The sequence below is a fragment of the Nocardia sp. CNY236 genome (assembly GCF_000482385.1).
GTDB lineage: Bacteria > Actinomycetota > Actinomycetes > Mycobacteriales > Mycobacteriaceae > Nocardia.
Map to the genome: position 1 here is coordinate 146,610 of NZ_AXVD01000002.1, position 13,662 is coordinate 160,271.

A 13,662-nucleotide genomic window follows, 5' to 3' on the forward strand; every position below is an offset into this window, starting at 1 on the left:
CCGGGAGGCCGTTGATGTCCGAAGGAGCCGATGACCTGTTCGTCCGGCCCGGTCTGGGGCGACCGGCGCCTCAGGCCGGTTTTCCGGCACACGGGATGATCCCTCAGGTCGCCTATGAACTCGTGCACGACGAACTGATGCTCGACGGCGTGTCCAGGATGAATCTGGCTACCTTCTGCACCACCTGGGTGGACGACCAGGCACGCAGATTGATGACCGAATGCATGGACAAGAACCTCGTCGACAAGGACGAGTACCCGCAAACTGCCGAACTGGAGCGCCGCAGCGTCCAGATGATCGCCGACCTGTGGCACGCACCCGATCCCTCGACCACACGCGGCACGTCGACCATCGGGTCCAGCGAAGCGGCGATGCTCGGCGGATTGGCGGCCAGGACCCGATGGCGTGCACGCGGCGGAACCGGGCGGCCGAACTTCGTCTGCGGTCCGGTCCAAGTCTGTTGGGAGAAGTTCGCACGCTACTTCGATGTCGAGATCCGGCAGATCCCGTTGCGCGACGAGCGACTGACACTGCACCCCGGGGACCTCGCGCAGGTCTGCGACGAACGCACGATCATGGTCGTCAGCACATTCGGGCAGACCTACACCGGATTGTTCGAGGATGTCGCCGGGATCAGCACCGCGCTCGACGACCTGGAGAACGCTCGAGACCTGGACATCCCGATCCATGTCGACGCCGCCAGCGGCGGCTTCCTCGCCCCGTTCACAGCGCCCGATCTCGTCTGGGACTTCCGCCTGCCCCGAGTGAAGTCGATCAACGCCTCCGGACACAAGACCGGGCTCGCACCTCTCGGCTGTGGCTGGGCGATGTGGCGCGACCGCAAAGATCTGCCGGACGAACTCATCTTCGACGTCGACTATCTGGGCGACAGCATGGCAACCTTCAACCTGAACTTTTCCCGGCCCGGTGGACAAGCGATCACTCAGTACTACGACTTCATCCGATTGGGACGTGTCGGCTACTTCAAGGTGCAGTCGGCCGTCTATCGCGTGGCGCGGCACCTGGCCGCCGGTCTGCACGGAATCGAGGGCTTCGAGCTGCTCCACGACGGTGACCCGCGACGAGGCATAGCGGCCGTGTGCTGGCGGCTGACCGGCGACCGGGTATTCAACCTCTACGACCTCTCCGACCGCTTACGTTCGAGAGGATGGCTGATCGCAGCCTATCCGCTGCCCGCCGACCGAAACGACGAGACGATCATGCGCGCGGTGATCCGCCACGGATTCACGATCGACATGGCCGATCTTCTGCTCGCCGATATCGTCCGGTGCACACGACAGCTGCAGCGACGGCTGTTCTCGACTCCGCTCACCCGCGAGGAGGCCGGCGGCTTCACCCATTCCGCAACGCCGGCTACCCCGACAGCGACCCCGCCCACCTGACCGCGCCCACAGCAGCGACGCGTGGCGCACGCGGAACACGCGTCATGCTGCGCGTCCGGCCGCGCACGGCTCCCATCGGTACGTCGCGCCGACCGCGCCGTGGACCAGCGCGAGGTCGACGGCGTCGAGCACCGCTTGGCGCGGGCCGCAGCGGCCGAGCTGCGCCGCGGACACCGCCAGCCGAAACACCCCGCCACGCCGCGCGGTCCGCGCGGCTCCCGAAACCAGGGCACGACACCACCAGGGCTCGGCGCGAGCGCCGTCACCGATGCCGTATACCCACGATCGCTGTGTGCTGTTGCGCTCCAGATCGATGATCGAGGTGAAGCCGAGCACCAGCCGGAAGCCGACCTCCGGTAGCGCCTCGAGCGCCCCGGCCGAGGCGGTCCAGCGTGGTGGCGCGAACAACCGGGTGCGCAAGTCGAGCTGCTCGAGCACCCGGTCTGCCGCGGCCAACCGCAATCGCGCCTCGTGCCGGGGCAACACAGCGAACTCGGCGCGCCGCCGCTTCGTGTCCGCCTGGTCGTAGCCGTGCAAGACGAGGGCATCGCCGCCGGCTTGGCGAGTACGCAGCCAATCCTGGGTTCGCGGGTCGTCGAGCAGCCGATACTTGCCCTTCAGCCGCGGTGCGACCAGCAACGACAACGGCACGCCGCGGCGATCCATCTCAGCGGAGAACTCGATCGCCGCATCGCGCGTGTTGTCCCTGATCCCGGAAACCGACACGATCAGCTCAGCGCCCATGCTCATACGATTGCACCCGCGGATGTCTGCGGCATGCAGCCGTCATGACCATGCGGCGAACACTACGTCACGGCTGTCGCGACTCGGCGAGGCCGACGGTATCGAGCACCCAGGCATACTCGTAGGCCACTTCCCGCCACTTCTCGTAGCGACCGCTTACTCCACCGTGGCCCGCACTCATCTCGGTCTTGAGCAGCAGTGGCCGATCGCCGGTGGTGGTGGCCCGCAACGCGGCGATCCACTTGGCGGGTTCGACGTACAGCACCCGAGTGTCGTTCAAGCTGGTGATCGCCAAGATCGCCGGGTAGTCCTTGGACTCGACGTTCTCGTAGGGCGCATAGGACTTCATATAGTGGTAGACATCCTCGTCGGCCAACGGGTTCCCCCACTCGTCCCACTCGATGACCGTCAGCGGCAGCGACGGATCGAGGATCGAGGTGAGCGGATCGACGAACGGGACGTTGGCCAAAATTCCGGCGAACAATTCCGGCGCCATATTCGCCACGGCACCGACCAGTAGCCCGCCGGCGCTGCCCCCGTCGGCCACCATCCGCTCCGGCACCGTGGCGCCGGAGTCGAGAAGATACCTGGCACAGCAGACGAAGTCGGTGAAGGTGTTCTTCTTGTGCAACGTCTTGCCGTGCTCGTACCAGAGCCTGCCCATCTCACCGCCACCGCGCACGTGCGCAACCGCGAAAACCATGCCCCGGTCCAGCAGTGAGAGACGGGCGACCGAGAACGCCGGGTCGATGCTGGCCTCATACGAGCCGTATCCGTAGAGCAGCAGCGGTCTCGGTCCGCTGTCGTTCGCGTCCTTCTTCGCCACCAGTGAGATCGGGATCCTGGTACCGTCCGGCGCCAGTGCCCAGTCGCGGCGCTGTTCGTAGTCGCGGGCATCGTAACCCCCGAGTACCGGCTGTTCCTTACGCAACAGCAACTCACGGGTGGCCGGGACGTAGTCGAACACCTGCATCGGGGTGATGAACGACGTCAAGCCGATGCGCACGGTAGGCTGCGTCCACTCGGGATTCGAACCGACGCCGACCGCGAACAGCTCGAGATCGAAGTCGAGTTCGCGAAGCTGTCCGTAACCCGACTCGGTCAGCGGCCATACTGCGATTCGAGTCAACGCCTCACGCCGATAACTGAGTACCAGGTGATCGCGGAAGCAGTCGATCTCCTCGAGTCGGACGTCGTCGCGATGCTCGATCAACGGCGCCAGGTTCGACGGATCATCGACGGGCGCCTCCGCGAGCAGGAAGTTCTCCGCCTTGACTCCGTTCACCACGTCGTTGTGCAGGATCAAGAATCGATCCGCGCCGCCGATCACGGCGTGCTCGGCCGAGTACTCCACACCCTCGCGGCGGGGCAACAGGACCCGGAACTCGCCCTCGGGATTGTCCGATTCCAGCACCCAGCCCTCACTGGTGATCTTCGAACCGACCCAGATCATCAGGTATTTTTCCGAGCGGCTCGCACCGATGCTCACCCAGTAGCGCTCATCCGGCTCGTGAAACACCGCGACATCGCGCTCGGTACTGCCGAGCCGATGACGCCACACCGTATCAGGGCGCCACGAGTCGTCGACCGTTTGATAGAAGACATGGCTGCCTTCGAGCGACCATGTGGCCCCCGGCGCGGCGCCGACGATCTCGTCGGCCAGTAGATCCCCGGTGCGTAGGTCCTTGAACCGCAGGACATAGCGCTCGTCACCGACGGTGTCCACCGAGTAGGCGAGCATGTTTCCGTCGTGGCTCACCGAGAATGCGCCGAGGGCGAAGAATTCTTGCCCCTCGGCCAGCTCGTTGCTGTCGAGCAATATTTCCTCGCCCGCTACGGCGGACTCTGCGTCCAGCTGCGGTGGCGTCCACGCGTCGATGCCGTCGGCGCCGGCCGCAACCGGGCACCGGCAATGCACGCCGTATTGCTTGCCCGCATAGCTGCGTGAGTAGTACCAATACGCGCCCAAGCGTGTGGGCACCGACAGGTCGGTCTCCAGTGTGCGCGCCTTGACCTCGTCGAAGATCGCTTCACGTAGCGCGCCCAGGTGCGCGGTTCGTGCTTGCGCATACGCGTTTTCCGCCTCCAGATGGGCGATGACATCAGGATTGTGCTTGTCCCGCAGCCACTCGTAGTCATCGACGAACTCGTCGCCGTGATGCACCCGAGCGGTGGGCACCCGCTTGGCGATCGGGGCCTCCACGACGGGAGCACCGCTGCCGGGTTCGAAGATCGGTCCGCTGTCGAGAGCCATGCCGCCCACCCTACTGTCCGGCTCTGCTCCCCCGTGCCGGTCGGACGGTGCGATCGGATCGACAATCGCATGTCCGGCGACCGACGATCCGTGCCGGATACCCGCAGCGCGTAGCTCAGTCGCCGAGCGCGCCACGAATCGAGGCAGCCAGATAGTCCAGGTCGGCGCGCTGGGGACTGGTCGGGCACCCCCGCAGCCCGAAACCATCGCCCGGCGTTCGCGGGATGACGTGTAGGTGCACGTGGAACACCTCCTGACCCGCGGTCACCCCGTCGGCCAGAAAGAAGTTGACCCCATCGCACTGCACCTCGCTGGAGCGCAGGGCTGCGGCCAGGCGTTGCCCCACCTGAAACAGCTTGCCCCCGATCGCTGGATCGAGCTCCGCAAGGCTACGCGCCGCGATCCTCGGCACGACCAACAGATGCCCCGCGGTCATCGGCCGAATGTCGAGAAACGCTACGACATCCTGGTCCTCGTAGACCTTGCTCGACGGTGCATGCCCGGCAATGATGTCGGCGAAAATCGTGTATGGATTCACGCTCGCACAGCCTATGCGCACGCCCGGTTCCGCACTCCAGCACGAGGGCACGATCCCGGCGCGGCACGACGACCTGCAGCGAGCGAAGCCGACGAGCGAATCCCCGGCGACGGTCGTTGCCCGTTACAGAATCGGCGAGGGCTGGTAGCGGGCCGCTGCCGGGTAACGGTCGATCAGCTTCTGCACCCGATCGACGACTTCGCCGACCTGGGCATCGGCGGCGCCGACGAAGACGGACTTGTGTGCCAGCGCGGCATCGAGAGCCGCGCGGTCCAGCGGAAGGCGAGGGTCGGCGGCCAAGCGGTCCAGGAGGTCGGGCTCTCGACCCTGCTCGCGCATATCCAGTGCAACCGCAACGGCGTGCTCCTTGATGACCTCGTGCGCAGTCTCGCGACCCACCCCTTCTCGCACAGCCGCCATCAGGATGCGGGTGGTCGCCAGGAAAGGCAGATAGCGATGCAGTTCACGGTCGACGACCGCCGGGTACGCGCTGAACTCGGTCAAGATGGTGAGGAAGGTCTCGATCATCCCGTCGATGGCGAAGAATGCATCCGGCAGCGCGACCCGGCGAACCACCGAACAGGACACGTCGCCCTCGTTCCATTGCGCGCCCGCCATCTCGGCGGCCATCGAGGCGTAGCCGCGTAGCACCACCTGCAAACCGTTCACCCGTTCACACGAGCGGGTGTTCATCTTGTGCGGCATCGCCGAACTGCCCACCTGACCCGGCTGGAATCCTTCGGTGACCAGCTCGTGCCCCGCCATCAGACGGATGGTGTGCGCCAGCGAGGACTGACTCGCCCCCAGCTGCACCAGTGCGGAGAGCACGTCGTGGTCCAGCGAACGCGGGTATACCTGACCGACGCTGGTGAGCACGGTCGCGAATCCGAGATGCCGGGAGACCTGCTGCTCCAATCGGGCGAGTTCGGCCGAGTCTCCGCCGAGCAGATCGAGCATGTCCTGGGCGGTGCCCATCGGACCTTTGATACCGCGCAGCGGGTAGCGATCGATCAGTTCACGCAACCTGGTCAGCGCGATCGACAATTCGTCGGCCGCGGAGGCGAAGCGTTTACCGAGTGTGGTGGCCTGCGCGGCAACATTGTGCGAACGGCCCGCCATCACCAGCGGCTGGTACTCGATGGCCCGGTCGGCCAGCCGCGCCGCGATTGCGACGCCGTGCGCGTACACATGCTCCAAAGACAGTCGAATCTGCAACTGCTCCACGTTCTCGCTGAGATCGCGGCTGGTCATCCCTTTGTGTATGTGCTCGTGGCCGGCCAGAGCATTGAATTCCTCGATACGAGCCTTCACATCGTGTCGCGTGACCCGCTCGCGTTCGGCGATCGAGGCGAGATCGACCTCGTCGAGCACACGTTCGTAGTCCTCGACGACGCCATCGGGCGCTTCTACGCCCAGGTCGACCTGTGCCCGCAGCACCTCCAACCATAGCCGCCGCTCGAGCACGATCTTGTGCTCCGGCGACCACAGGTGCACCAATTCCGGGCTGGCGTAACGGGAGGCGAGAATGTTCGGGATGACGCTCACGTCCGGTCAGTCTAATGCCCGGAAACGGTCGGTTTGCCGAGACATCGCCCGCGGCGAACTGTCCGGGCTCGCCGCCCGCACCGGGGGCGCGACGATGTCGATGACCTCCTGGAGCGCTCCCCGTGCCATCCGCCGTGGTTCCGGGGCTGCTTCGGTGAGCGCCGCGACCACCGCTCCATCGACCACCGCAACCAACCGACGCAACTGCTCCAGCCGCACTATTCGGTCGGATCGCCGCAGCGCGTCGGCCAACAACTCGTCCAGCTGCCCACGAAGCCGTCGCTGGACCTCCCGTAGCTGCGGGTGGCGCGCCGATGCGACCGAGCGCTCGTAGCGGGCGATCAACTGCCCGCGCACAACCTCGTCGATGCAGTCGGACCCCACGAGGAGATCGAGCACCAGTTCGACCGTTGCCGACGCACCCCGTCGGCGATGGTTGATTTCGCCGACCCGCCGACGCATCACGTCGAGTTCGGCATTGCCGCTGAACTCGACCGCTCGGGCGATCAGATCGTCCAAGGATTCGAAGTAGTAGGTGGTCGAGGCCAGCGGAAGCTCGGCGCGCGTGGCAACCGACCGATGCCGCACCGCGTCGAACCCACCCTCGAGCAGTAGCTCGGCAGCGGCAGCCACCAAAGCCTGGCGACGCCGCTCGCCCTTCGGAGTCGTCGCGGTGATCACTGTGCCATCGTGCCAGTCGTCATCGGTTCTTCCAGTGGAAATCATCGAGGAAATGGAGCCAACGTTGTTCTACCGCATCCAGGTGACCTAGGTGTCGAACTGCTGAAAGTTACTATCCGAAAAGAGATTCAGATACCGAAGTGGTGGCCCAAACGAGACAACGCGGCCTCGATGTCGGACGTGGCGCCCGCGAAGGAGATTCGCACAGTGTGATGCCCGTCGACCGTGTCGAAGTCGACCCCCGGTGCCAGCGCAACCCCGGTGTGCTCGAGCACATCGGCGCACCAAGCACGCGAGTCGTCGGTGAGATGACCGATATCGGCGTACACATAGAACGCGCCATCGGCCGGGGCGAGGTCGGTGATCCCCAATGTCGGCAACCCCTCCAGCAGCAACTGCCGGTTCACCGCGTACCGGCGGACATGCCCATCCAGTTCTGCCGCGGCCTCCGCACCGAAGGCATGCAGTGCCGCGTGCTGCGAAACCGCGGGCGGGCATACGGTCAGGTTCGAGGCCAGCCGTTGCAACGCGGGCCGCAGCTCACTCGGCACCAGCATCCAGCCCAGCCGCCAACCCGTCATGGAGAAGTACTTGGACAGCGAGCCGATCACCACCGATTCCCGTGAGGTCTCCCACGCCGACGAGGTCGTGCTGTCGGTTCGCGAGTTGTCGTAGGTGATGCCGTGGTAGATCTCATCGGAGATCAGCAGAGTGCCGTGCTGCGCACACCAGCGGGCCAGCGCCGCGAGCTCGGCGGGAGCGATCATGGTGCCCGTCGGGTTGGCTGGGCTGGCTACGACCACACCTGCGGGCGGCTGTGGCAACGCTTCGAGCATGCCGACGGTCGGCTGGAATCGGGTCTGCGGACCACAGTCCAGCTCCACCACTCGGCAACCGAGAGCGGTGAGGCTGTTGCGATAGGCCGGATAGCCCGGGCGCGCGACCACGACGGTGTCCCCCGGGTCGAATGCGGCGAGAAAGATCAGCGAAAACGCCCCCGACGAGCCAGTTGTCACCACGACGTCGTCCGGGTCCACCCGATAGCCGTATTTCTCGCGATGGTGTTCGGCGATCAGCTCACGAAGTGCCAGGATGCCAAAGGTCTCGGTATAGCCGAGCAATTCCGATTCGACGGCCGTCTTGATCGCCCGCAGTACCGGCCGCGGTGCTGGTGTCGAGGGTTGCCCGGCTGCAAGGATCAGGACGTCGCCGTGAGTCCGAGCGCGTTCGGCGGCAGCTTTCCAGACATCCATCACGTAGAAAGGTGGAATGGTCGACCGGCGAGATTCTCTGGACACTCGACCGACGGTAGAGCACCCGCTCGCGCACGGACACGGTTATGGTCAGCACAATGCTTGAGAAAGCTGGTCACGACGGCGTCGGCCGAGCGGGAGGAGCGGATGGCATCGGGGTCATTCCGCATCCTCGGGATACGCCCGCACCGTCGCAGTCACCAGAGCAAACAGAAGAAGCGAGCGCTGAGCCCGAGCTACCCGGCCACCGAACACGATTACCGCGGTTGCGCGGCTGGTGGAATCGCAGACCGTCGCGCGAACTACGGCGCCGCGTACCCGACCCGCAGCAGATCCGCACGTGGGCACTGGCGCACCGGGCACTGTTGGTCGCGATAACCACGACCGCCGCGCTCACGACGAGCGACACCTCGTTCGCCGGGATGATCACCGAGCGCACGCCAGCGCCGAACCATGCCCAGCGCGTTGCGGTGGCCTACCCGCCGCAGCTACAGCACACGCCGCCCTCGGCACGCCGGCTGTTGAATGCGATCGCCAACGGCGAGCGACTACGGGAGCAAGCCGTGGTCGCGGCCGCCGCACGCGCGACGCTCGAGCGAGCCAAGGCCGAGGCCGCCGCCGCCGTTGCGGGTGAACCACAACCGTGGATAGCCGGAGCAGCCCCGATCGTCCCCGGATCGCCGATCATCCCCGGATCGATCCTTCCGGGCATCTCCGGTTTCGTACTGCCTGCCCGCGGTGTCTTCACCTCTGGATTCGGTTCCCGCTGGGGAACCTTCCACCAAGGTATCGACATCGCGGGACCGATCGGTACACCCATCTACGCGGTCGCCACCGGGACGGTGATCGACGCAGGGCCCGCCCAAGGCTTCGGGCTCTGGGTGCGCATCCGCCACGACGACGGCAGCATCACCGTCTACGGCCACATGTACGACTTCTTCGTCTCGGTCGGTGAGCGGGTGCCGGCAGGGATGCAAATCGCTCGTATGGGCAATCGTGGGGACTCCACCGGCCCCCATTTGCATTTCGAGGTGATTGCCGGTGGGCGACATGTGGACCCGCTGCACTGGCTGGCGCTTCGCGGACTGCGCTTCGAGTAGGTGCCGGTCGCCACGCACGACCATGGGCCGTACTCACCGCTGGTCGCGACGTGTTCAGACCTCGACGCGGTTCTCGACGGCGGCCAAGCCGATATCGGTACGGTAGTGACTGCCCGGCAACTTGATCGTGGCGAGGCGGTCGTAGACGCGCCTGCGCGCCTCGCTCAGATCCGCACCGACACCAACCACGCTGAGCACCCGCCCACCGGCCGAAACCAGGCAGCCGTCGGCGCGCACCGCGGTTCCGGCGTGCAGAACCATGGCAGAATCGTCGAGCGCACCCTCGCCGACGCCGGAGATGGCGTCACCGACACGCGGGCGAGCCGGGTAGTTCTCCGCGGCCAGCACGACGGTCACCGCCGACCCGTCTCGCCAGCGCGGCCGGTCGACCTGGGCAAGCGTGCCGGTCGCAGTAGCGTGGAGCAGCTCGCCGAGCGGACTGTCCAGCAACGCGAGCACCGCCTGTGTCTCGGGATCACCGAATCGACAATTGAATTCGACTACCGCAGGCCCGGCCGCACCGATCGCCAATCCGGCATAGAGCAGACCGGAGAAACCGCATCCGCGCCGCACCAGTTCGACAGCAACCGGCCGGACCACCTGCTCCACGATCGTGGTGACGGTCGCGTCGTCCAACCAGGGCAATGGTGCGTAGGCGCCCATACCGCCGGTATTCGGTCCAGTGTCACCGTCACCGACGCGCTTATGGTCCTGAGCAGGAAGAAGCGGCACCACCGTCTCACCGTCGACCAGGCAGAACAGCGACACCTCAGGACCGTCCAGGAATGATTCGAGCAGCACCCTGTGGCCCTGTTCGAGCAGTTCCGCTGCGTGTTTGCGGGCCGCGGAGCGATCGGTGGTCACCACAACGCCCTTGCCCGCCGCCAGTCCATCGTCCTTCACCACCCAGGTCGGCCCGAACCGATCGAGAGCAGCATCGAGCTCGGCGGGAGTGTCGACGATCTCACTGTGCGCAGTGCGCACCCCTGCCGCCGACATCACATCCTTGGCGAATGCCTTGGAGCCTTCGATCTGCGCGGCCGCCGCCGATGGGCCGAAGCAGGCGAAGCCGGCTGCCCGCACCGCGTCGGCGACACCGAGCACCAGTGGAACCTCGGGCCCGATCACCACCAGGTCGGCCGCCACCTCTGCGGCCAGCGCCACGACGTCCTCCGCCGCACACGGGTCGACCGGCCGGACCTGTGCGCGTTGGACCATCCCGGCATTGCCGGGAGCGGCGAACACCGCACTGACCGCGGCGTCGCGCCGCAGGGCCGAGACGAGAGCATGTTCACGGGCTCCGGAACCGATGACGAGTACACGCACGGCAGACAGCCTAATCGACTCGCCCACTGCCTTCGGCGGTGCCAGGCCACGCAGGGGGGATGATGAATGGAGACAACGGATGTGGGCGCCATCCGCCCGCGCCGACCACACCGGAACATCTGAAGGATGTGCTGACGATGGGTTTGATCGACGGACTGATGGGCAATGCCGGCCGGATCGAACCGGCCCAAGCGCAACAAGAATACGGAAAGCTCCTCGGTAACGGTGAACAGATCTATGCCGCGTACCTCCTGGTCCGCGACGCGATGCTGTTCACCGATCGCCGGCTGATCCTGATCGACAAACAAGGTGTCACCGGACGCAAGGTGAGCTATCACAGCGTTCCCTATCGAGCGATCACCCATTTCTCGGTGGAGACCGCGGGCACCTTCGACCTGGACGCGGAATTGGCGATCTGGATCTCGGGTGCGGACGACCCGCTGCAGAAACGTTTCAACCGACAAGTCGACATCTACGAGGTGCAGGGCATCCTGTCGCATTTCGTGGCGTCATGACCCGGCCGGTGCGCCCCACTGGCGCGCGCACCGGTCTAGTCTGCCGGATATGACATCTGTCTTCAGCGCGATCATCGCCGGTCAACTTCCTGGTCGATTCGTCTGGGAGGACGACGAGTTCGTCGGCTTCCTCACGATCGCCCCGGTCACCCCGGGCCACACCCTCGTCGTGCCCCGCGAGGAAATAGACCACTGGCAGGACGTCGACCCCGGCACCTTCGCCAGGCTCACCGGGGTCGCACAGCAGATCGGCCGGGCCGTGCGCGCGGCGTGGGATGCACCGCGCGCAGGTCTGCTGATCGCTGGGCTGGAGGTACCACACCTGCACGTCCACGTCTTCCCGGCGTTCGAACTGAGCGACTTCGACCTGTCCGCGGCGGATCCGAACCCGAGCGCCGCATCACTGGACGAGGCTCAGACCAAGATCACACGGGCGTTGCGTGACCTCGGTTGCGGCGCCAACGTGCCGGGCTGAATCTCCGGTCCGTGTCTCAACCCTCGCCGTCCCCCAGCGGAATGTCCACTCCGCCTACCGAGATCATCGCCAGCGTCTGGTCCGGGGTCCAATAGACCCGACCGTGCTCGAAATCCTGATACGCACCACCGTCCCAAGGGAGTTCGTCGCTTTCGGGCCAACCGAGAGGACCGCTCTCGAAACCGGTGCGGTTCCATCGGTCACGAATCGCGCCGTGCACTCGGTATGCGCGTTCGCTGGAGAGCCGACGATAGAGCGCTCCGCCCTGGAAGCCCTGCACCACACCCCACGGCCGGCCGTCGGGTCCATCGAGGACGGTGCGCTCGGTGACGGGGTAGCCGAGTGGCCCGGTTTCCCACCCCAGTTCCGCGTACGTCGCCCACAACGCCTCAGGGATCGCATGCGCGCCGGTATCGGGATGCCAATAGATGTGGCCGTGTTCGAAATGAGCCCGCCGGCCGATGCCGTCGGGCACCCCGAGTTCGCCATCGGTGATGCGGCTGCCCAGCCACGGATTTGCGGCGGCGCTGTCGTCGATCGCATTCGGCACAGGTTGCCTCGGACCGCTGCCAGCGAACTCGTGCACGTCCGCCACGAAGACGTCCCAGGGAAAATTCGGCCCAACGTCGGTGTGGGTGCCGATACCGAGGCAATCGGTGACGTATCTGTGATCGGAGATCCCCTCTCGTCGCTCGTACGGGGGCACGATGACATGCGGCTCGAAGTCGTATTTGCGCGCATCCTGCACCGCAAACCACGCCGCGATCCGAATATCGTCGCGGATCAGTAGCCAGTCATTGCGGCTCCAGGCTGCGCGACTGCCCGCGAAACAGAGGTTGATGGTGTAGGGATTTGCATCCAACACCGACCAACTCGCCAGGTCGGTGTCCACGACGTTCACGACCACACGATCATGCAGCGTGTAGTGATAACTCACGCCGTTTCGTGGATTGTTGAGATAATTCGCCAGACTCTCGGCGGTTCCATTGCCTTCCTGGGTGTGCAGCAGAAAATTCACCACGCGCGCGCCGTGCCGACTGGAGGCCGAGTTGCCCATCCGGTCGAGCTCGACGTACTCGGGTCGGTTCACCTCATCACCCGGACCCGGAGCCGGCGGCGTCGCTTTCGACCACTGACCGTAGTCGTCGGCGAGAATCGTGTTGACGTCCACCACGACACCGCCCACCCGATCGCGGTCGATCCTGATCTGATGTATGTGCGCCGCCGGGTGATCGTCGTTGATCGAGGGATCGCCGGACCAGTTGTGCTGCCAGAACCAGGTGGCGACGCCATCCTCGAGCGCCCAGTCGATGCACCGCGCATTGCCGTACATGCCGGTCCACTCCAGCCCGACCACCGACGCCCAGCCACGAAGGAACGGGACGATCAGTGAATTCCATTCGTGTAGCGATGGATTCGAATCGACCGAGGCATACAGCGGCCGAAAGCCCGGACCACCGGCCGCGAAATGATACCCCAGCGCGATCTGCGCATGATGCACACCTGCGTCGTACCCCCCTTTCCAGTCGGCGGTGTCTCCTTTGCCGTACTGGTAGTTGGTCACTATCTCGAGTCCGACAGCGCGTAGCCGATCACAGTATTCCCGTGTCAGTGGCTTGGCCCCGAAATTCGTACCGGGACGTGAATCACTGAAATAGCCTACGACACCGACATACCCAGCGTCCTTGATCGCTTGTGGTTCGATCAACGCTGCGGAGAAATCGATCAACTCAGCCATCGCGCACCCCGGCAATCGCACGATGCCGCGCGTCAACCGACGGAAACGCGCTATCCTCGTGCATCTCAACCACTTTCGGCAGAAATACTA

Annotated in this window: 12 protein-coding genes; 4 read left to right on the forward strand and 8 right to left on the reverse strand. The window is 65.4% G+C overall.

Annotated elements, in window-relative coordinates:
- Nucleotides 1-14: 14 nt before the first annotated feature.
- Nucleotides 15-1,403 (forward strand): glutamate decarboxylase, encoded by a 1,389-nt coding sequence (locus tag K940_RS0102520; RefSeq protein WP_028476219.1) that lies wholly within the window; start codon nucleotides 15-17, stop codon nucleotides 1,401-1,403.
- 42 nt (nucleotides 1,404-1,445) lie between these two features.
- Here K940_RS0102520 and K940_RS0102525 read toward each other — a convergent pair whose 3' ends face one another.
- The 6 genes from K940_RS0102525 to K940_RS0102550 all read right to left on the reverse strand — a co-directional run bounded on the left by K940_RS0102525 (nucleotide 1,446) and on the right by K940_RS0102550 (nucleotide 8,418).
- Nucleotides 1,446-2,147 (reverse strand): DUF2334 domain-containing protein, encoded by a 702-nt coding sequence (locus K940_RS0102525; protein WP_028476220.1) that lies wholly within the window; start codon nucleotides 2,145-2,147, stop codon nucleotides 1,446-1,448.
- Between the two features lie 67 nt (nucleotides 2,148-2,214).
- A complete protein-coding gene (locus K940_RS0102530) occupies nucleotides 2,215-4,401 on the reverse strand; it encodes a S9 family peptidase (RefSeq protein WP_051406834.1) in 2,187 nt (728 codons plus the stop codon).
- A gap of 115 nt (nucleotides 4,402-4,516) precedes the next feature.
- Entirely contained in the window at nucleotides 4,517-4,939 is a 423-nt protein-coding gene (locus tag K940_RS0102535; protein WP_028476222.1) for an HIT family protein, read from the reverse strand.
- 123 nt (nucleotides 4,940-5,062) lie between these two features.
- The gene (gene purB / locus K940_RS0102540) at nucleotides 5,063-6,484 is read right to left on the reverse strand and encodes an adenylosuccinate lyase (protein WP_028476223.1); all 1,422 of its coding nucleotides are present in this window, start codon (nucleotides 6,482-6,484) and stop codon (nucleotides 5,063-5,065) included.
- Between the two features lie 6 nt (nucleotides 6,485-6,490).
- Nucleotides 6,491-7,165, reverse strand: coding sequence for a TetR/AcrR family transcriptional regulator (locus K940_RS26705; protein WP_051406810.1), 675 nt, complete (start codon nucleotides 7,163-7,165; stop codon nucleotides 6,491-6,493).
- A 128-nt stretch (nucleotides 7,166-7,293) separates the two neighbouring features.
- The gene (locus K940_RS0102550; RefSeq protein WP_036527288.1) at nucleotides 7,294-8,418 is read right to left on the reverse strand and encodes a pyridoxal phosphate-dependent aminotransferase; all 1,125 of its coding nucleotides are present in this window, start codon (nucleotides 8,416-8,418) and stop codon (nucleotides 7,294-7,296) included.
- 98 nt (nucleotides 8,419-8,516) lie between these two features.
- Between K940_RS0102550 and K940_RS0102555 the strand changes: the two genes are divergently transcribed.
- On the forward strand, nucleotides 8,517-9,518 hold the full coding sequence (locus K940_RS0102555; RefSeq protein WP_028476225.1) for a M23 family metallopeptidase: 1,002 nt from the start codon (nucleotides 8,517-8,519) through the stop codon (nucleotides 9,516-9,518).
- Between the two features lie 54 nt (nucleotides 9,519-9,572).
- On the opposite strand, the gene purD is transcribed toward K940_RS0102555, so the two are convergent.
- A complete protein-coding gene (gene purD / locus K940_RS0102560; protein ID WP_028476226.1) occupies nucleotides 9,573-10,844 on the reverse strand; it encodes a phosphoribosylamine--glycine ligase in 1,272 nt (423 codons plus the stop codon).
- Between the two features lie 137 nt (nucleotides 10,845-10,981).
- Here purD and K940_RS0102565 point away from each other — a divergent pair, with 137 nt between their 5' ends.
- Both K940_RS0102565 and K940_RS0102570 read left to right on the forward strand, forming a co-directional pair.
- Nucleotides 10,982-11,359 carry a PH domain-containing protein gene (locus K940_RS0102565; RefSeq protein ID WP_028476227.1) on the forward strand — a complete coding sequence of 126 codons (378 nt, stop codon included), beginning with the start codon at nucleotides 10,982-10,984 and terminating at the stop codon, nucleotides 11,357-11,359.
- Nucleotides 11,360-11,408: 49 nt separating this feature from the next.
- Nucleotides 11,409-11,834, forward strand: a complete 426-nt coding sequence (locus K940_RS0102570; RefSeq protein ID WP_028476228.1) for an HIT family protein — start codon at nucleotides 11,409-11,411, stop codon at nucleotides 11,832-11,834.
- A 16-nt stretch (nucleotides 11,835-11,850) separates the two neighbouring features.
- On the opposite strand, the gene K940_RS31405 is transcribed toward K940_RS0102570, so the two are convergent.
- Nucleotides 11,851-13,572 (reverse strand): glycoside hydrolase domain-containing protein, encoded by a 1,722-nt coding sequence (locus tag K940_RS31405; protein ID WP_081706121.1) that lies wholly within the window; start codon nucleotides 13,570-13,572, stop codon nucleotides 11,851-11,853.
- Nucleotides 13,573-13,662 lie beyond the last annotated feature (90 nt).